Source organism: Chthonomonas calidirosea T49, from assembly GCF_000427095.1.
GTDB classification, from domain to species: domain Bacteria; phylum Armatimonadota; class Chthonomonadetes; order Chthonomonadales; family Chthonomonadaceae; genus Chthonomonas; species Chthonomonas calidirosea.
This window is the reverse complement of the sequence record NC_021487.1, coordinates 2,589,173-2,608,115: the sequence shown is the minus strand read 5'-3', so window position 1 is coordinate 2,608,115 and position 18,943 is coordinate 2,589,173. Positions and strand designations below refer to the sequence as shown.

At 56.6% G+C, this 18,943-nt stretch carries 15 protein-coding genes; 11 read left to right on the top strand and 4 right to left on the bottom strand.

The window, feature by feature from the left end:
• The first annotated feature begins 105 nt into the window (after window positions 1-105).
• Complete coding sequence (gene thyX, locus CCALI_RS10890) at window positions 106-1,023, top strand: FAD-dependent thymidylate synthase (protein WP_016483537.1); 918 nt, start codon at window positions 106-108, stop codon at window positions 1,021-1,023.
• 8 nt (window positions 1,024-1,031) lie between these two features.
• A complete protein-coding gene (locus CCALI_RS10885; protein WP_016483536.1) occupies window positions 1,032-2,174 on the top strand; it encodes a Gfo/Idh/MocA family protein in 1,143 nt (380 codons plus the stop codon).
• Here CCALI_RS10885 and CCALI_RS10880 read toward each other — a convergent pair.
• A complete protein-coding gene (locus tag CCALI_RS10880; RefSeq protein WP_016483535.1) occupies window positions 2,158-3,072 on the bottom strand; it encodes a LysR family transcriptional regulator in 915 nt (304 codons plus the stop codon). The two genes, CCALI_RS10885 and CCALI_RS10880, sit on opposite strands and share 17 nt — an antisense overlap.
• 211 nt (window positions 3,073-3,283) lie before the next feature.
• On the opposite strand from CCALI_RS10880, the gene CCALI_RS10875 reads away from it, so the two are divergent.
• From CCALI_RS10875 to CCALI_RS10850, 5 genes are all read left to right on the top strand, one after another.
• Window positions 3,284-4,777 (top strand): catalase, encoded by a 1,494-nt coding sequence (locus CCALI_RS10875; RefSeq protein WP_016483534.1) that lies wholly within the window; start codon window positions 3,284-3,286, stop codon window positions 4,775-4,777.
• 288 nt (window positions 4,778-5,065) lie between these two features.
• The gene (locus CCALI_RS10865; RefSeq protein WP_016483533.1) at window positions 5,066-6,871 is read left to right on the top strand and encodes an L-fucose isomerase; all 1,806 of its coding nucleotides are present in this window, start codon (window positions 5,066-5,068) and stop codon (window positions 6,869-6,871) included.
• Window positions 6,872-6,976: 105 nt separating this feature from the next.
• Window positions 6,977-7,834 carry a phytanoyl-CoA dioxygenase family protein gene (locus CCALI_RS10860; RefSeq protein ID WP_016483532.1) on the top strand — a complete coding sequence of 286 codons (858 nt, stop codon included), beginning with the start codon at window positions 6,977-6,979 and terminating at the stop codon, window positions 7,832-7,834.
• 34 nt (window positions 7,835-7,868) lie between these two features.
• Window positions 7,869-9,593 carry a glycosyl hydrolase gene (locus CCALI_RS10855; RefSeq protein WP_016483531.1) on the top strand — a complete coding sequence of 575 codons (1,725 nt, stop codon included), beginning with the start codon at window positions 7,869-7,871 and terminating at the stop codon, window positions 9,591-9,593.
• Between the two features lie 213 nt (window positions 9,594-9,806).
• A complete protein-coding gene (locus CCALI_RS10850) occupies window positions 9,807-10,889 on the top strand; it encodes a Gfo/Idh/MocA family protein (RefSeq protein ID WP_016483530.1) in 1,083 nt (360 codons plus the stop codon).
• Here the strand turns inward: CCALI_RS10850 and CCALI_RS10845 are convergent.
• Entirely contained in the window at window positions 10,875-11,582 is a 708-nt protein-coding gene (locus CCALI_RS10845; protein WP_016483529.1) for a ComEA family DNA-binding protein, read from the bottom strand. The genes CCALI_RS10850 and CCALI_RS10845 overlap by 15 nt on opposite strands.
• 87 nt (window positions 11,583-11,669) lie before the next feature.
• Between CCALI_RS10845 and CCALI_RS10840 the strand changes: the two genes are divergently transcribed.
• From CCALI_RS10840 to CCALI_RS10825, 4 genes are all read left to right on the top strand, one after another.
• Window positions 11,670-13,277 (top strand): carboxyl transferase domain-containing protein, encoded by a 1,608-nt coding sequence (locus tag CCALI_RS10840; protein WP_016483528.1) that lies wholly within the window; start codon window positions 11,670-11,672, stop codon window positions 13,275-13,277.
• A 146-nt stretch (window positions 13,278-13,423) separates the two neighbouring features.
• Entirely contained in the window at window positions 13,424-14,710 is a 1,287-nt protein-coding gene (gene eno, locus CCALI_RS10835; RefSeq protein ID WP_016483527.1) for a phosphopyruvate hydratase, read from the top strand.
• Between the two features lie 55 nt (window positions 14,711-14,765).
• The gene (locus CCALI_RS10830; protein WP_016483526.1) at window positions 14,766-15,065 is read left to right on the top strand and encodes a hypothetical protein; all 300 of its coding nucleotides are present in this window, start codon (window positions 14,766-14,768) and stop codon (window positions 15,063-15,065) included.
• 2 nt (window positions 15,066-15,067) lie between these two features.
• Window positions 15,068-15,415 carry an FtsB family cell division protein gene (locus CCALI_RS10825; RefSeq protein WP_016483525.1) on the top strand — a complete coding sequence of 116 codons (348 nt, stop codon included), beginning with the start codon at window positions 15,068-15,070 and terminating at the stop codon, window positions 15,413-15,415.
• Window positions 15,416-15,486: 71 nt separating this feature from the next.
• On the opposite strand, the gene CCALI_RS10820 is transcribed toward CCALI_RS10825, so the two are convergent.
• The gene (locus tag CCALI_RS10820) at window positions 15,487-16,629 is read right to left on the bottom strand and encodes a VIT1/CCC1 transporter family protein (protein WP_016483524.1); all 1,143 of its coding nucleotides are present in this window, start codon (window positions 16,627-16,629) and stop codon (window positions 15,487-15,489) included.
• A gap of 2 nt (window positions 16,630-16,631) precedes the next feature.
• On the bottom strand, window positions 16,632-18,923 hold the full coding sequence (pcrA, locus tag CCALI_RS10815; RefSeq protein WP_016483523.1) for a DNA helicase PcrA: 2,292 nt from the start codon (window positions 18,921-18,923) through the stop codon (window positions 16,632-16,634).
• Window positions 18,924-18,943: the final 20 nt, after the last annotated feature.

Here is an 18,943-nt window from a genome sequence, read left to right as displayed (position 1 = left end):
GATGCCCCACAAAATTGGGGTACAACAATGAGCATACAGCACACTGTGGTATTCTACATTGCCGACCAGCATCAGAGCAGCTGAGCGTCGGCTTGAGGAGCATCTATGTCGGCCGAATGGCACACGGATTGGCGCGAAATCAAGATAACGGGCACCGAAAAGGGATTTCCGGCCATTCACTCACCGGTTTGTCATACCGCAAAAGGAACACCCTACCTGTGTCATCCTGGGGTTGTGCTCATTGGGCGCACGACAACCGATATTCAGGGCATCGAGCCTTTCCTGCAGGGCTTTGACCCCGATTTGGGCTTTGCCACCTATCTGCAAGACCCCGTGCGTCTCGATCCGGGAACCCAGCTTTGCAAAACGGCCGGGCAGCTTTGCTATGCCTCCTTTGGCCCAAAGCGCACCTGGAATCGAGACGCCAAACGCTACTTCGACAATATTAAAGAATCGGGACATGGTAGCGTGCTCGAACACGCCAACTTTAGCCTGCTCTGCTACGGCGTTAGCCGCTCGGTTACCCACGAACTCGTGCGTCATCGCCACTTCTCCTATTCTCAGATATCGCAGCGCTACGTATCGGGGCGAGTTCTGCGCTTTGTAGAACGGCCTGAGTATCAGCAAAATCCTACGCTCCACGCCGAATTTCTGGAGCGCATAGACCGAGCGGCAGCCGACTACGAGCGCACGGTAGAGCGGCTTCTGGAAGCACAGCAGGCAGGCCAGCCGCTGCTCTCGGCCGACATGCGCACCGATCTCCGCAAAAAGGTACAGCAAGCAGCGCGTTCGTTGCTGCCTAATGAAGCCGAAGCGCCCCTGGTGGTAACCGGCAATGCACGGGCGTGGCGCCACTTTTTGGAGATGCGGGCTAACGTTCATGCCGAAATTGAGATAAGGGCGCTGGCGTTTCTTGTCTACCGTTGTTTAGTTGCCATTGAGCCGATCCTGTTCGAGGATTATCAAGTTGTGACCTTTCCGGACGGCACTTTTGGGCTAGATACCGCTTTTCGGAAAGTATGAGAGCTGCAATGGAGCCACTACGCATAGGAGTGATCGGCTGCGAGATCGCAAGGATGCGTTATCATACGGCCCTGGTGGCAACGCCCCAACTTCGCGTGACGGCCGTAACCGATCCCGATCCGCGATTAGCCCGCATATGGGCACGACAAATCGGGGGACGCCCCACCGTTTGTGCGGATACTCTGGACCTACTTGATCAGCCGCTCGACGCCGTGCTGGTAACCACGCCTCTGGCTTTACGCGCACAGGCCATCGCAGATGCCCTCCGAGCCGATCTTCCGGTTCTTGCGGAAGTGCCTTTTGCCCTGCACCTCGCCGATATGGATGACCTCCTTGTGTTGGCCTCTCGCAGCGACCGACTGCTTATGCCGGCCCTCCCTCGTCGCTTCGACCCCTCCTTCAGGAAACTACACCAGATCGTCCAGGAAAATGCACTGGGCACCCCAGAGCAGCTACGTTGTACATGGGGCTTGCCGCAGGAGACCGACCTTCCATCGGGTGACGGCGTCAGTGGGGGGTGGAACGCGCATTGGCAGTATCTGGCATGCCAAAGCCTCGACCTCTGTTTCTGGTGGCAGGGGGAAGGGTTCGCCGTAAGCGCCGATATGGAGATGGCGCAACTGATGGGAGCGCCGTGTCCGAAAGGTAAAAAAGCACAGGCCGACGCCTTAGCCATTCTTCTCGTGACGCACCCGCACGGCCGCTCCATTCATCAGTTTATGCGCACGCTCTCCGTGCGCCCTGAGGAGCGCTATTTTCTCACTGGAAGCCACGGCAACGCCGAGCTTATTGCGGGCGTGGGCGCCTCTACCGCAACGAACCTGCCGCTGCCCTACCTTACACTTCAACGTGTCGGCGAACATGCATCTAGGGTCAATGTAGACTTAGCCCCCGAAGAGCAAGCGCTTTCTCCCTCCGCCGTACGCATCCGACGTCTCCTGCAGCATTTTGCGGCCTGTGTGCGCCAACAAGAAGAACCTGAGATCGGGCCGCATACGGCAAGGGTCGTCTTGGATGCCGTTCATGCTGCCTATGTATCGGCTTGCGAGCAGAACAAGGTAAGCCTGCCCCTACGCCGTTTCCCCGACATCGCCGCGCTGCTGCACCGTTTCCATGGCGTCCGCAGGGCCTTGCCTAAAGGGCTGGGGTAGGCTCGTAGCGCAAAGCTCCTGACTGCAGCACGTCTCGTACCTGCTCTACGAAATGATGGGCAAGATGTCCACGAGAACGATCACGTCGCCAGGCCACGGCAATCGCACGTTGAATCCCCTCCTCGGTCAGCAGCAGATACCGACAGCCTTCTACCGGAGCACGGCTCGCGCACATCTCTGGCACTAGAGACACCCCTAACCCCATCGCTACAAGAGTCTGCAGAGTGCTCAGCTCTGTGCTTCGGCACACAATACGGCGCTGGAGGGCCTGTTGAGCACAAAAGCCATCAATCTGTTGCCCCAAACAGTGCATCTCATGCAGGGTGATAACAGGAAAATCCTGTATCGCCTTTAGCGCACAGCTTTCCTGAGGCCAGCTTGGGCTATCTGGCACTATGAGCAAGAGCCGCTCATGAGCTAGTATCTCGATCTCGACAAGCTCATGTTCCGCCGGTAGGCTCACAAGGGCACAATCTATTTCGTTATTCACCAACGCCTCCAAAAGTCGTTCCGTCAGGTCTTCACGGATCTGAAGCTGACATTGTGGATGGCTCGTCAGCATCCTCCTCACCACAAGAGGCAGCAGATAGGGCGCGATGGTCGGTAAAACGCCCACTGCCAGCGGCACGTCCTCTATCGACTGCTGGCGCTTTAACTGCTCCTCAACCTCGCGCGCCTGCTGCAAAATCTGCTTAGCTCGCGGCAGCAAAAGCTTCCCAGCATCTGTCAAGGCCACCCCACGACGGAGCCTATCGAAAAGTGTCTGGCCTAACTCCTCCTCAAGCTTTTTGATCTGCAGACTGAGAGAAGGCTGGCTTACATAGCATCGCTCCGCAGCCCGACTAAAGCTCCCCGTCTCGGCTACGGCTACAAAGTAACGTAGTTGGTGCATTTCCATAGGTTTTTCCTATCGTTTCTATAGAAAAAAAGTCTTTGACAATAATACCTCCTTCGTCTTATACTGACAATGAGCGGCGAGAGCGGAAAAAGAGCGCTTCTCCTTTTTAGGGTATTCCGCTTTCCGCCTTCGCTCGAAAAAGCTCTTAGGCGACCACGATGTCGCCTAAAGAGCTTTGTCTCTAAATTTACTGAGGAGGTCAAAACACAACATGCCTGAAGACAAAGAACACCCCATTCTTACCACCGCCGACGGCGCCCCTATCGCCGACAACCAAAATGCCCTCACCGCCGGGCCGCGTGGCCCCCTGCTGATGCAAGACATCCAGCTGCTCGAACAGATGCAGCACTTCAATCGAGAGCGCATCCCTGAGCGGGTCGTTCACGCAAAAGGCTCCGGCGCCTACGGCACCTTTACCGTTACCAACGACATTACTCGCTACTCTAAAGCCAAGCTCTTCTCTGAGGTCGGCAAGCAGACACCCATCTTTATTCGTTTCTCCACGGTAGCCGGTGAGCGCGGTGCAGCCGATGCGGAGCGCGACGTTCGAGGCTTTGCCATTAAATTCTACACGGAGGAAGGCAACTGGGACCTCGTGGGCAACAACACTCCCGTCTTCTTCGTGCGCGACCCCTACAAGTTTCAAATGTTTATCCACACGCAAAAGCGCGATCCGCGTACCAACCTCCGCGATATGGATATGCAGTGGGACTTCTGGTCGCTCTGCCCCGAATCGCTGCACCAGGTTACCATCCTCTTCTCCGACCGTGGGATTCCACGCAGCTATCGCCACATGAACGGATATGGCAGCCACACCTATAGCCTCATCAATGAGAAAGGCGAGCGGGTATGGTGCAAGTTCCACATAAAAACGATGCAGGGCATTCAATGCCTCACCGACGAGGAGGCCGAGCGAATCATCGGCAAGGATCGTGAGAGCCACCAACGCGATCTTTTTGAGACCATCGAACGCGGCGAGTTTCCGCGCTGGAAGATGTATATCCAGGTCATGACAGACGAACAAGCGAAGAACTTCCGCTGGAACCCCTTCGACCTCACCAAAGTCTGGCCGCATGCCGAGTACCCGCTCATTGAGGTCGGCATTCTCGAACTGAACCGCAACCCAGAAAACTACTTTGCGGAGGTAGAACAGGCCGCCTTTAGTCCTAGCGCCATCGTGCCAGGCATCAGTTGGAGCCCGGACAAAATGCTGCAGGCCCGCCTCATGAGCTATGCGGATGCGCATCGCTATCGCGTCGGCAACAACTACCATCAACTGCCGGTCAACCGTCCGCGCTGCCCGGTAAAAAACTACCAGCGTGACGGATTTATGACGCACGGAGAGTACGGTGCTGCGCCAAACTACTTCCCCAATTCACGCGAGGGCACACCGCAACCCGCGCCCGAGTATAAGGAACCAGCCTGGTACCTTGGTGACGTGACGGTAGATCGGTACGACTCCACTAAAGACCACGACGACTACACACAGCCCGGCAACCTCTACCGCCTTTTCGACGAGGGACAACGTGAGCGACTTACTACGGCCATTGCCAAAGCGCTGGGCCAAGCCCGCAAAGAGGTGCAGCTGCGCCAGCTCGCTCACTTCTTCCGCGCGGATGAAGATTATGGACGCCGGGTAGCCCAAAAGCTAGGCATTGATCCTTCCGAAATCCCTGGCCTTGTAAGCGCCACTACCGCTCGCTAACAGAGACCTGATCCTACCCTGCCATTCCCTCAGCCCCCTTCGGGGTTGAGGGCTTTTTGATGATGGGCTCCTTCCTTGCTTCAAATCGCAGGTATATGGAGTACGCCTGCCTGCTTACAAACCCTACCCCCTCCCTCATTTTGCAGAAGAGGAGAGGCCAGTAATTTAACCAGCTGTTTCCTCGTCCACTCTCCATCTCCTGCGATAGGCTTAAGCAGGCAGGAATCTGGCCAGGCCGGAGGAAATTTTATGTTGTGTTAAATTACCCCAGGAGGAGAACAGAACGCTGTGGCCGCATTTCATAAGCATCCACCCACACACCGTCTACGATCGGCCCCACCCAAAATTGGCATACGCCCTACCATTGATGGGCGCTACGGCGGGGTGCGCGAGTCGCTTGAGGAACAGGTGATGGCCCTGGCACGCAGCACCGCCCAATTTCTTCAAGAGAACCTTCGTCACCCCAGCGGCTTGCCTGTGGAGTGCATCATTGCAGATACCTGCATCGGCGGCGTCTCCGAGGCCGCCAAGTGCGCCGAAAAGTTCGCACGCGAAGGCGTAGGGGTCTCGCTTACCGTGACCCCTTGCTGGTGCTACGGTGCGGAAACCATGGACATGGACCCTCTCATTCCCAAAGCGATTTGGGGGTTCAACGGAACCGAGCGACCAGGTGCTGTCTACCTCGCCGCCACTTTGGCCGGACATAACCAAAAGGGGATTCCTGCCTTCGGTATCTACGGACAGGATGTGCAGGATGCCGGAGATACCACTATACCACCCGATGTGCAGCAGAAAATGCTTTGCTTCGCCCGTGCCGGTCTGGCGGTGGCCACCATGCGCGGTGCCTCCTATCTCGCCATGGGCGGCGTCTCGATGGGTATCGCCGGCTCGATCGTAGATCATGACTTTTTTCAGCGCTACTTGGGCATGCGCACCGAAACGGTGGATATGACCGAGTTTGTGCGGCGTATGGAGGAGGGCATCTACGATGAACAGGAGTACCAGCAGGCCCTTCAATGGGTAAAAGAGCACTGCCACGAGGGCACCGACTATAACCCACCAGAAAAACGTCGTAGCCGGCAGCAGCTTGATCGTGACTGGGAAACCTGTGTAAAAATGGCGCTCATTGCTCGCGATCTTATGAATGGAAACCCACGTCTCGCCGAACGCGGCTTCCCCGAAGAGGCCGAAGGCCACAACGCCTTGGTGGGCGGTTTTCAGGGTCAACGCCAATGGACAGACCATTTTCCCAACGGCGACTTCCTTGAGGCCATTCTTAACACTAGCTTCGATTGGAGCGGTATTCGCCAACCCTACATCATTGCTACTGAAAACGATGCCCTTAATGGGGTCTCCATGCTGTTCGGGCACCTCCTTACCGGCACCGCACAGCTTTTTGCGGATGTACGCACCTACTGGAGCCCTGATGCGGTGAAACGCGTAACCGGCTACACCTTACAGGGGCGTGCGGAGAACGGCATTATCCATCTCATTAACTCTGGTCCTGCAGCACTCGACTGGACTGGCGAACAGACCGTTGATGGCAAACCCGCTATAAAGCCCTGGTGGGAGGTCACTGAGGAAGAGGCAAAACGATGTTTGGAAGCAACCCGTTGGTGTCCCGCCGTTTTGGAGTATTTCCGCGGTGGCGGGTTCTCCACCGATTTTCTCACGCGCGGAGAGATGCCGGTGACCATGTGTCGGCTTAACCTTGTGCAGGGATTGGGGCCGGTGCTGCAGATCGCCGAGGGCTACACCGTAGACCTGCCCTCACAGGTGCACGACATTTTGGACAAGCGCACCAACCCCTCCTGGCCTACTACTTGGTTCGTACCCAACTTAACCGGCGATGGGGCTTTCCGTAGCGTTTACGACGTGATGAACCATTGGGGTGCCAACCACGGAGCTATCTGCTATGGGCATATTGGAGGCGATCTTCTCGCGCTCGCAGCCCTCTTGCGCATTCCGGTAGACATGCACAATGTGCCGGTTGAGCGCGTCTTTCGCCCTACCTACTGGGCGCGCCACGGCGGATTTGCATCTACCGATGCCGATTTTCGTGCCTGCAGCCACCTCGGCCCTCTCTACGCCTAAACGAAACAGCAGAGAGGCTGAAATAACTCTACATAGAACGGTATAATATTAATGTAAGCTGTGCTCTTTAATAACCGAGAGCCGGTTGTCGGAGGATAACTCACTATGACCGTATCAGTGCGACCGCAGGATATAGAAGAGGCTAAGGCGTTTTACGCTGCCAATGGCTACGTTATCGCGCGAGGGCTGTTCTCCCAGGAGGAAGTAGCACGCTATCGCGAACACTTTATGCGTCTGAGAGAGGAGGGGGCGAAACCAGGAGACTTTTCCGGCATAGATCTCAACAGCCCTGACCCTTTGAAACGTTATCCCCGCATGATTCATATGCATCGCTGGGACAAATTGAGCCTTGAATGGCTGCTTGATCCGCGTCTTAATCTCTGGCTAACCGCCCTTATGGGCAAAGAGCCTTATGCGGTGCAAACCATGCTCTACTTCAAGCCCGCCGGAGCGCGCGGCCAAGCGCTCCATCAGGATCAGTTCTACCTAAGGGTGCAACCCGGCACCTGCATGGCCGCATGGCTCGCTCTCGATCCCTGCGATGAAGAAAACGGATGCATGCAAGTGGTCCCCGGCAGTCATCTTTGGCCTATCCTCTGCCCCATTAAGGCCGATACGACGGTAAGCTTCACCGATGTCACCGTGCCTTTGCCGGAAGGCTGCGAGATACGCCCCATGATCATGGATGCTGGCGATGTGCTCTTCTTCAACGGCTCTGTAGTGCACGGTAGCTTCCCCAACACCTCGAAAGATCGTTTCCGCCGCGCCCTTATTGGCCACTATATTGTGGGCGATGCCCAAAAGGTGGCGCAATACTATCATCCTGTGCTGCGCATGGACGGCACAGAGGTTCCTTTGGGCGTGAGCGAAGGCGGCGGCCCCTGCGGCATTTGGCGTGAACAAGAGGGCAAACCGACTATCGCTATGGAAGGACGTCTTGAAAACGGGTTCTTGCACGAGTAGACTTTCCTTCTCCCTTCTTAGTAGGGGGGCAGCGTTGCTTGTTGCCCTCCTCTGCTTTTGTTTTAGCCCTCTTTCCGCTTGTGCCGACACCTCTTATTCGCTTTTTGGCCTTAATGGCATAGGCTATTTTCACTATCTTAATGCCCCTAACGCCCACCAAACCGCACAGCAAAAGATGCAGTGGTTGGAACGGGCCGGCGCTAAATGGGATCGTTTTGACTTCTGGTGGGGCACCATTGAGCCGCAACCCGGTGTTTGGAAATGGGACCAAGCCGATTGGCTTGTCTCTTTCTACACTCGTCATCACATCCGTATGCTGCCTATCCTCTGCTATCAGGCCGCCTGGATGCATCAATCGCCCCATACCCCCGAAGATTTCGCACAGTTTGCCGATTTTGTCGCGCATGTTGTATCCCGCTATCATAAACAGATCCACTGCTGGGAAATTTGGAACGAACCGAATATCCCCGCCTTTTGGAAACCGCACCCCGACGCGGCCGCCTACACGGAGCTGTTGAAAGCCGCCTATCTCGCCGCCCATCGGGCCGACCCCCATTGTGTGATCGTGGGTGCCGCTGCAAACGAAACCGATATCAACTGGCTCGAAGCCATTGCCGACCATGGAGGACTTTCCTACATGGATGCTGTGAGCATCCATCCCTACTCCATGTCCGACGGTCCCGAACAGATGTATCTTGCCCAACAGTTAGAGAACGTGCGTCGGTTTCTATCTGCGCACGGCCGTCCCAACCTGCCGATCTGGATCACCGAGATGGGCTGGACGTCCTCCATCGAAAACCTACAAAGCATGCAGCGTGCCGCTATCTACTTAGTTCAATCTTACACCATTGCCGCGGCAGAGGGCGTTCAACACCTCTTTTGGTTTAACGAGCAAGACTGGACAGAAGGCGGAAAGCTGCAGGGCTGGGGGCTGCTCTCTCCGGACATGCATCCAAAACTTACCTTCGATGCCTATCGCCAGATCGCCGCGTTTCTGGATGGTTGTCATTTTGTGGGCTATGTGCCTCTGGATAACGGGATCGGCTATCTTTTTCGCAAAGGACGTGTGGAGCGACTGATCGCATGGGCTTATCGAGGACAGACAGCCACGCTGCCCCCGCTACGCCCCAACGCAAAGCTCATCCCCCTCTTCTACACAAGCCCCGACCAGCCAACGGAGAGCAGCCTCAAGGCCGATACGGCGCAGGGCGCTCTTACCCTTAGTGAAACACCTCTCTTTATCACCGATGTTGCCCGCGCCTTTCTCAAGCCGTTGACTATCACGCACACCCTCCCTGCTCCATCCCAGTGGGTTGTCAACGGTGACCTACAGCAGATAGATGCCAAGGGCGCCTACGGTTGGCACAAAGGGGTTTTCTATGGCGGAGCCGACAGAGGCACTTTTGCTACGTTCCCCGAAGAGCACGCCTTAGCGCTTACGAACACCACCGATGCGCTCTGGCAGTCGTGGTCGGTGCCCGTGATGCCAGGAGAACGTTACCGACTTACCGTGGAGATCCTTACAAAAGAGGCCACAGGTGAAAACGATGCGCAGATACTCTTTCTTGGAGGGCCGGGCTGGAGCTGGCTCGGTGGGCCTACCACAGAAAGCGTTACCGGTAGCACCAATGGCTGGCGCACCTTCACCGTTGAAGGCAGCGTGCCTAAAGACGCCGATTTCTTAAGGGTGAACCTGATTAGCAAAAGAAATACGGGTCTGGTGCTCTTTCGTAACATCCGTTTGCAGCGCGTGCCCTGAATTTTTCGATTCTGCTAAAAGTATGGGTTTTTTCATGAGAAGCAGGAATCCCGTCGAAAGCTATCGAAGAGATGATGTAAACTTTAACTGCAATGCTTATTTCCTTCTCAGTGAATACGTATTATTAAGTAAGCTATCGAGAGGAGCGGGCGCCACATGCGTCTCACGCTTCTCTCTTTCTATCGTCTTTAGGATGTTAGGAAGGAATCAAACATGCGATTGATACAAGCCGGAGTGGGCGGCTTCGGTAGTTCATGGATATATACCGCGCGAGAGTGCGAGGGCTTCGAGCATGTGGCCCTTGTAGATACCAATTTGGGCGCCCTGCGCGCCGCCGGTGAGATCGCCGGCGTGCCACCAGAACGGCAGTTCACAACAGTGGAGGAAGCTCTGTCAAAGGTAGAGGCCGACGGCTTTATTGACTGCACCCCGGCTCCGTGCCACCACGCCACAACCACAACAGCCCTTCGAGCTGGGCTGCATGTGCTGTGCGAAAAGCCTCTGGCCGATTCGATGGCCGCTGCACAGGATATGGTTCGAGTGGCAGACGAGTGCCATCGTGTGCTGATGGTGACCCAGCAGTACCGCTACTACGATCAGCCGCGTTGCATCCGCAACCTTCTTGTAGAGGGGCATATCGGACAACTTGACCATCTTGTGGTGGAGTTCCAGATTCAGGGACTGCTTTTCGGTTGGCGCCAAACCATGCGCCATCCCTTCCTGCTCGACATGGCCATTCACCATTTCGACCTCATGCGCTACTTCCTGGGCTGTAACGCTGTGCGCGTGCAGGCCATGACCTGGAACCCGCCCGTGAGCAATACCCGAGGAGATATGTGCGCTTTTGTGTGGATCGAGTTCGAGAACGGTGTCCGCGTGAACTATTCCGGCTCCTTTGCCTCTCCGGGATGTGATACGGGTTGGAATGGCCGCTGGACTTTCACCGGTTCGCGCGGCTCCATCGTTTGGAACCCAAGAGACGACTGGGGCCCGATTCGGCTCTTCCGCCAAAATGCCGACCTATCTCAATACACCGAACAGCACTTCTTTACTCCCTTGCCGGAGCTTTGGGGAGAGCCCATTTGGGCGCCGCCGATCGGGGCTGCCGGACACCATTATGACCTCTACCATTGGCGCGCCTGCATTGAGGCGGGGGTGGAACCGGAGACGAGCGGCCGCGATAACCTGAACACCCTTGCCCTCACCTTCGCCGCCATGCAGGCTGCCGACACAGGGAGCGTTGTGGAGGTGCGTTCTATCTATCAAGCCGAGACGACGCCCTCAATGCAGACGTAGAAAAGGGCGCATTTTGGCGAACTTTTTGGGGCCAATGCCCGAAACCTGCATGAGATCTTCCAGTCGTTGAAAGGGGCCGTTTTGCTGCCGAAAAGCGAGGATGCGGGCCGCGAGCGACGGACCAATGCCCGGCACGCGCTCTAGCTCCTCCGCATCGGCCGTATTAAGGCCCACCTGTCCCTCTGAAGGCGACCTTAGCTTATTTGCCCTACCACCGCGATGGCCATGAGAATGGCCTCCAGTCTCATTCGAGACCGTTTCACTGGCCCCTTGCGCGTTTGCATCGAAAGACGTGCCGGTGCCGAGCGCGGCCTTCGTGGGAATATAGAGCTGAGAGGCATCCTGAGCGTAGGCCGCCAGGTTTACAGCATCCGTGTTCGCTTGCGCCGTCGGCCCTCCGGCGGCCTTAAGTGCATCTAGGTTGCGGGCGCCTATCGGCAGATAGTAGACTCCAGGATGCTTCACCGCTCCGGCCACATGGACCGCAATGCGGCCGGGAGAGGCCGTTGGCGCTCCTAAAGGGTTTTCGGTGGACGGTGTGGGCGAAGAGCCGACCCGGCTCGGCATGCCTTGTATCGATAAGCGATTGGCTTCCGGGTGCAGCTCGCGCACCGAAAACCACGCTACGCCAAAAGCCAGCATGGCCAATAACAGCCCGATCCCTATCCATTGCCGTCGCGTTATCGTTTCCACCGTCCTTCTCCTCAGTCATCATTATAGCAAAAGAGCAGGAGAGAGCGTTGTTCACGGCGAAATGAGGGAGGCGAGGAGGGACAATTGGTGCAACGGTTATCAACACAGGTTCAGGCACAAAGCGCGGAATTTCAGGAGAATCGAGCCCACAACCTGGCCCTTGTGGCTCAACTGAGGGAGGCGTTGGAGCGAGTAAAACAGGGTGGTGGACCGGAGGCGGTGGCCAAGCATCGCGCACGAGGCAAAATGACGGCTCGCGAGCGCATTGAAGCGCTACTCGACCCAAACACACCCTTTCTCGAGCTCAGCCCGTTGGCCGCTTGGGAGATGTACGACGGAGAGGCACCCTCCGCAGGGATCGTAACCGGAATCGGTCTGGTAAGTGGGCGCGAGTGCGTGATAGTGGCCAACGATGCCACCGTGAAAGGAGGCACCTACTTCCCTATTACGGTAAAGAAGCACCTTCGCGCCCAAGAGATCGCGCGCGAAAACCACCTGCCGTGCATCTACCTCGTCGATTCTGGTGGGGCCTTCCTTCCGCTTCAGGCCGAGGTGTTTCCCGACCGCAACCATTTTGGACGTATCTTCTACAATCAGGCGCAGATGTCGGCGATGGGCATTCCCCAGATCGCCGCCGTTATGGGCAGTTGCACGGCGGGCGGGGCTTATGTGCCCGCAATGGCCGACCAGGCGGTCATCGTACGAGGCACCGGAACCATCTTTCTGGGCGGCCCCCCTTTGGTACGTGCAGCTACTGGCGAGGTGGTAGATGCCGAGGAGCTTGGCGGTGCCGATGTGCACACGCGCTTAAGCGGTGTGGCCGACTACCTCGCCGAAAACGACGCCGATGCCCTTCGCATCGTAAGGGAGATTGTGGAGGGACTGCCGGCTCCGCAAACCCCTGTGCTAGACTACACATCCCCTGAAGAGCCTTATTACGACCCGCAGGAGCTTTACGGCATCGTGCCCAGAGACATTCGCCAGCCCTTCGAGATTCGGGAAGTCATCGCCCGAATTGTAGATGGAAGCCGCTTTCACGAGTTCAAGCCGCGTTTTGGCCCGACCATCGTCTGCGGCTTCGCCCGTTGGATGGGGTTTTTAGTGGGGATCATCGCCAATAACGGCGTGCTCTTTTCCGAAAGCGCTCAGAAGGCCACGCACTTCATCGAACTCTGCTGCCAACGGCGCATTCCCCTGGTCTTTCTTCAAAATATAACGGGGTTCATGGTGGGAAAACGTTATGAGCAGGAGGGCATTGCCCGCCATGGCGCGAAGATGGTGATGGCGGTGGCCTGTGCACAGGTGCCCATGTTCACCGTGATCATCGGTGGCTCGTTTGGAGCTGGCAACTACGGCATGTGCGGACGCGCCTACAGCCCTCGCCTGCTATGGATGTGGCCAAACGCCCGCATCTCGGTGATGGGCGGCCAACAGGCGGCCGACGTGCTGCTTCAGATCAAAAAAGACCAACTTGCCGCACGCGGGCAGACGATGCCGGAAGAGGAGGCTGAGGCCTTCAAACGCCCCATTCTCGAATCCTACGAGCGCGAGGGAAACCCCTACTATAGCACGGCTCGCCTCTGGGACGATGGCATTCTTGACCCAATACACACCCGGGTCGCTGTAGGATTGGGGCTAGCTGCAGCGCGTTACGCCCCCATTCCACCCACTCGCTTTGGTGTTTTTAGAATGTAGGCAAATGCCAGCACAGCGATAAAACGCGTAAGAACACAAAAAACTTAAGTCCCTACAAGTGAATGTGATATAATGCAAATACAGGTCGTCACTTCGACAACAGAGAAGGCGTTTTTGCTTTAGCACAAGAAGGAGTTTACAGACGAATGGGCTTGATCATTGACGACATCATCGCTCGCGAGATCCTCGATTCCCGTGGCAACCCCACCGTTGAAGTGGATGTCTATCTGGAAGACGGCTCGATGGGCCGAGCTGCTGTGCCCTCCGGTGCCTCCACAGGAACGTATGAGGCCGTAGAGCTTCGTGATGGAGACAAAACGCGCTACGGCGGCAAAGGGGTGCTTACTGCCGTAGAGAACGTAAACGAGCGGATTTGCCCCGAACTGGTAGATATGGACGCGACGAATCAGCGCGCCATAGACATGCGCCTTATCGAGTTAGACGGCAGCCCCAATAAGGCCAATTTGGGCGCCAACGCTATTCTCGGTGTCTCTTTAGCGGTGGCCAAAGCGGTGGCCAATAGCCTTGACATCCCGCTCTACCAGTACATTGGTGGGGTGGGCGCTTGCACGCTTCCCGTCCCTATGATGAACATTTTGAACGGTGGCAAGCACGCTGATAGCAACGTGGACCTCCAAGAGTTCATGGTAATGCCTGTAGGTGCCGAGACCTTTTCCGAGGCCTTGCGCATGGGGAGTGAGGTGTTTCATGCGTTGCGCGACGTGCTGAAGAAAGAAGGCATCTCCGCCGGCTATGGCGATGAGGGAGGTTTTGCTCCTAACCTCAAGAGCAACGAGCAAGCCATCGAGATCATCGTGCAGGCCATCACGAAAGCTGGGTATGAACCTGGAGGCGACTTTTACATCGCTCTAGACCCCGCCTCCTCTGAGTTCTATCACGATGGAAAATATGTGCTTAAAGGAGAAGGGAAAACGCTTACGAGTGCCGAAATGGTGGAGTACTACGCGCGTCTGGTAGACCGTTACCCGATTATTTCCATCGAGGACGGCCTAGCGGAGGACGACTGGGAGGGATGGAAACTCCTTACAGAGCGATTAGGTGGCCACGTTCAGCTCGTTGGCGATGACCTTTTTGTTACCAACACGGCGCGACTGCGCCGCGGTATTGGAGAGGGATGTGCCAACTCCATTCTGATCAAGCTGAACCAGATCGGCACCCTCACCGAAACCCTCGAAGCCATCGAGGTTGCCAAGCGAGCCGGCTATACGGCCATCATCTCGCACCGATCTGGGGAAACAGAGGATGCTACCATCGCCGATGTGGCCGTGGCCGCTAACACGGGTCAGATCAAAACCGGTGCCCCCAACCGCACCGACCGCGTGGCAAAGTATAACCAACTGCTTCGTATCGAAAGTATGCTTGAAGATGCGGCCATCTATCCGGGTCGCAGCGCCTTCTATAACCTGAAATAATCTCGATAAGACGGAAGGGGAGGGCGATATCTCCTTCTCCTTCCAAGAGCAAGAAATGTTAGATCAAGAGTATCGCTGGTACTGCATTGGCTGTGAACGGCTTGGGCGTGAACCGATGCCCTTTGAGCTGTTTGAGGCATACTGGCACGAGATGCAACAACACGCTCTTAGGCTGCAGGAGGCCGAGGCAAACAATGCGCTTGAAACTCTAGATCCGAACCTACGTGCGCAGATGCAGCAACGTGTCCGATCCGATCCGATGATTCGTGCCCTCCTGATCGGCATGGCAGAGGAATCGGGAAGCCTTGAAGGCTTCCCGCCTCTATTAGAAAACGGCGATGGAGAGCGCTCCTAAGAGTGCCAACGAGAGAGTGTGTATCGTCAAATCTGGTTCAAAAGAATGCCTCCCCGCAGGTAAAAGCAGGAAAGCTGCTGCCAGCCCTGATGCTGCTCCTTTTTTGCGTCCTCTGCACCTGGCTCGGACTAATGGCATCGGCACCCTACTCGTCCGCAAAACAGTGGCATGAGGCCAATGAGAAGCTCTATCAACAGCTGCAAACGCTGCGCCTACAAAATCAACGGCGCGAGTTGGAACTTCAGGCACTACAGACTCCTGCCGGCATCGAGCGAGCCGCACGCGAACTTGGCTACCTCCGCCCAAACGAGTATACGCTCCGCCTCCCCTCCAATTCAGGTGCGCCTTAGGAGCTGCTGCGCGCCTCCATCGAATTCCTTGAGTTCCTATAAAGCTGTGGATAGGTTCAAATTGCGTCGTTCTACCCAATATGAAACAGGCGACCGAGCGCATAGGTTGTAACGCCGCAGAGAACGGCGATGAGGGTCATCTCCAAGCCGCTTTTCCACCACGAGCGCGCCGTCACCATGCTTTTGGCCGCACCTACGGCGAAGTGAGCCGCCATGCCGATGACAGCTGCCCAAAGCACTGCCGCATTACCATGGGTAAACAGAAAAGGAATAACCGGAATAAAGCCTCCGATAGCCGTGGAGGCGGTGGCCGTTAGAGCTGCAACGAAGGGGTTTGGAAAGCGCGCCTCACTCAGCCCCAACTCCTCTTGCGCCATCGTTTTCAAAAACTGCTCCGGCTGGGCAGCTAGCCGCTCGGTCATGGCAACGGCCTCTTGCTCGGAGAAGCCCTTCAGTTGATAGATAAGCGCCAGCTCCTCTTTCTCATGCTCTGGCGACTGCTCGATCTCCTGCTTCTCCCGCCCCATCTCCGCCTGGTAGACCTCCCGCTCCGATTTGGCCGCCATAAAGGCACTGGCTCCCATCGAAAGGGCGGAGGCTAGCATAGCGATAAGACCAGCCACTAGTACGACACGCCCACCTCCGGCCGCGCCCGCCATTCCGCTCACCACCCCAAATACGGCACCTAGCCCGTCGTTCAATCCGTAGATAGCATCGCCTATCCAACTCCCTGTAGTCGCATGCCAGCGCTCCCCTTTGAGAATGGCCTCGAGCCGAGTGCGTGGCTCTTCACGCGTTTTGAGCTGTTGGAGAAGCAGGGTGTGCTGCTCCTCTTCATCCTCTATTTGCCGAAAAAGGGCGTGCGATTCGGCATCCTCCTGAAGGGCCTGCGCGTGGTGAGCAAAAAGCCGTGCATTGCGCTGCTCTTCAGCCTCAATGCGACGCAGCGTCGCCTCCACTCCCAAAGTCTGCACAAGAAAGCGCTGGGCCGACGTCGGCTCCAAGCTTTCGGAAGGGGGGACACCGCCCAAGGCAAGAATACGGTCGGCAAAGCGCTGCGCATGCTCCTCCTCCGCGCGGGCGAGGCGCAGAAGCAGCTGCCCACGCCGCTCGTCTTGCAGCTGTTCGGCAAGCAGGCGATAGAGGCGGGCAGCCTCTATCTCGCGTTGCCAGGCTGCCCGTAACGCCGTAATTACCTTTTCCTTGCCGGCCATCGTCAACGAACCCTTTCTAGCTTTGCATAGGAAAGCATCAACCTGCGCGGACCCACGTTGGGAAACGCGATCTCGATGATGGCATCGTCGCCCTCTCCGCTCACCCGTAGCACGACTCCTTCACCGAACTGGGGATGCCGCACTCGCTGTCCCGCTCGGTAGAAAGCCTCTCCTTGCTGTCGTACGGCCTCACTTGGAGGGCGCGGCCCCTCCTGCCAAAGACGGCTAGGCATGCCTCCCGCCTCTCGATCGGGGTCAAACGTGGAGAGCGAGGAACGGCTGCATGGCTTTTTGTTGAAGGCAAAAAGCGTTTCGGGAATCTCCTTTAAGAAACGCGATGGCGGGTTATAGGCGGTGCCCAGAAACTGGGAACGTTGGCGAGCACAACTTAGATACAACTCCTCTTTCGCCCGTGTTATGCCCACGTAACAGAGACGACGCTCCTCCTCAAGCTGCTCGCTCTTTTCTAACGAGCGCATATGAGGAAAGACGCCCTCCTCCAAACCGGTAAGGAAGACCACTGGAAACTCAAGCCCTTTTGCCGCATGCAGGGTCATGAGGGTTACAGCAGGCACCCCCTCCTCCAAACTGTCTATATCGGAGACAAGTGCCGTGCTCTCCAAGAAAGCGGCAAGAGTGGGCGATTCGGTGGTGGCTTCAAACTCGACAGCCGCCTGCAAAAGCTCCGCCAGGTTTTCCAGCCGTCCCTGAGCCTCCAACGAGTTCTCCTCATGGAGCGCCTGCAGATAGCCAGAACGTTCCAGCGTCGTTTTAAGTAGGTCGTGTACGCTCAGCGTGTCGCGTAATGCCCGTAGCCCTAGAATAAGCTCTCGAAACTCAGAGAGATTCTTGCGGGTACGTGTGTTGAACTCAGTGAGCACCTGCTCATTTCCTAGAACTTCCCATAGGCTAGAACCGGCAAGAAGGGTCTCCGCCTCTAGTTTTGCTAGCGTTGTATTTCCGATGCCGCGTGCGGGCACATTGATGATCCGCTTCAAGCTTACGCTGTCGTTGGGGTTATGGACAACGCGAAGATAGGCGAGGGCATCTTTGATCTCTTTGCGGTCGTAAAAGCGCAGTCCACCCACGATGCGATAGGGTACCGCCCAAGCCCGTAGCATCTCCTCTAATACACGCGATTGGGCATTGGTGCGATAGAGCACCGCAAAATCCGACCACTTTCTTTTTCCGCTTTGCACCTGCATGGTGATGGTATTCACCACCCACTCCGCTTCCAGGCGCTCGGTGGCCGCCTCGTATTTCGTGAGCGGCGGCCCTTCAGGGTTTTCCGTCCATAGCCGCTTCTCTTTGCGCCCCTTGTTGTTGCTTACAACCGCATAGGCCGCATCAAGGATACGGCGTGTAGAGCGATAGTTCTGCTCTAGCTTCAGCACCTTCGCGTCTGGGTAGTCCTTCTCAAAGCGCAGGATCAGGTTCACATCGGCTCCGCGCCAGCTATAGATGGACTGATCATCGTCGCCCACCACACAAAGGTTTCGGTGCTTCTGTGCCAGCAGCTTTAAGAGCAGATACTGAACGAGGTTAACATCCTGGTACTCGTCCACCAGGAGATAGCGCCAACGGTCTTGTAGATGCTGAAGCACGCCCGTATTGTTTTGAAGCAAACGGACTGTTTCGGTTAACAGATCATCAAAATCGAGGGCGTTATTTTGGCGCAGTTTCTGTTGATAGAGCCTATAGATGCGCCCAGCGATCTCCTCAAGATAGCCCGAATAGTGTTTATCCCACTCTTCCGGCGGAATCAGACTTTCTTTTGCTCGACTGATCCGGTCGAGCATCGTACGCGGTGGAAACTTACTTTCATCAAGGTTGATAGCGCGCAGACACTCCTTTACCAGGCTCACTTGGTCGCTATCGTCGTAGACCACGAACTCGTGAGAGAGGCCGGCCTCTGGGGCAAACTCGCGCAGGAGGCGTGCACAGATGGCATGGAAAGTGCCCACCCATAGCTTCTTGCCCACCTTTCCTCCCACGAGGTGATCGAGGCGCTCTTTCATCTCTTTCGCAGCTTTATTGGTAAAGGTAACGGCCAGAATGCGCTGAGGCGGCACCCTACGCACAGCGGTAAGATAGGCGATACGGTGGGTCAGGACACGCGTTTTACCGCTGCCCGCTCCGGCAAAGAGCAGCAGAGGCCCCTCAGCGTGCAAAACAGCCTCACGTTGAACGGGGTTCAGCCCTTGCAGCAGTCGTTCCTGCGTAGCCTGTTGGGCCTCCGAGTTCGCATCGGGTTGTGAAAAAGGGGGTTCTGCCGGTTTTACGGTTTCATCCATCGCCTGCCATCGCCTCTATG

Bases quoted from the DNA above. Each gene is read 5' to 3' on its own strand.
- thyX (WP_016483537.1), top strand. From the start codon at position 106: ATGTCGGCCGAATGGCACACGGATTGGCGCGAAATCAAGATAACGGGC.
- pcrA (WP_016483523.1), bottom strand. From the start codon at position 18,923: ATGGATGAAACCGTAAAACCGGCAGAACCCCCTTTTTCACAACCCGAT.
- CCALI_RS10875 (WP_016483534.1), top strand. From the start codon at position 3,284: ATGCCTGAAGACAAAGAACACCCCATTCTTACCACCGCCGACGGCGCC.
- CCALI_RS10880 (WP_016483535.1), bottom strand. From the start codon at position 3,072: ATGGAAATGCACCAACTACGTTACTTTGTAGCCGTAGCCGAGACGGGG.
- eno (WP_016483527.1), top strand. From the start codon at position 13,424: ATGGGCTTGATCATTGACGACATCATCGCTCGCGAGATCCTCGATTCC.
- CCALI_RS10820 (WP_016483524.1), bottom strand. From the start codon at position 16,629: ATGGCCGGCAAGGAAAAGGTAATTACGGCGTTACGGGCAGCCTGGCAA.
- CCALI_RS10850 (WP_016483530.1), top strand. From the start codon at position 9,807: ATGCGATTGATACAAGCCGGAGTGGGCGGCTTCGGTAGTTCATGGATA.
- CCALI_RS10830 (WP_016483526.1), top strand. From the start codon at position 14,766: ATGTTAGATCAAGAGTATCGCTGGTACTGCATTGGCTGTGAACGGCTT.
- CCALI_RS10885 (WP_016483536.1), top strand. From the start codon at position 1,032: ATGGAGCCACTACGCATAGGAGTGATCGGCTGCGAGATCGCAAGGATG.
- CCALI_RS10860 (WP_016483532.1), top strand. From the start codon at position 6,977: ATGACCGTATCAGTGCGACCGCAGGATATAGAAGAGGCTAAGGCGTTT.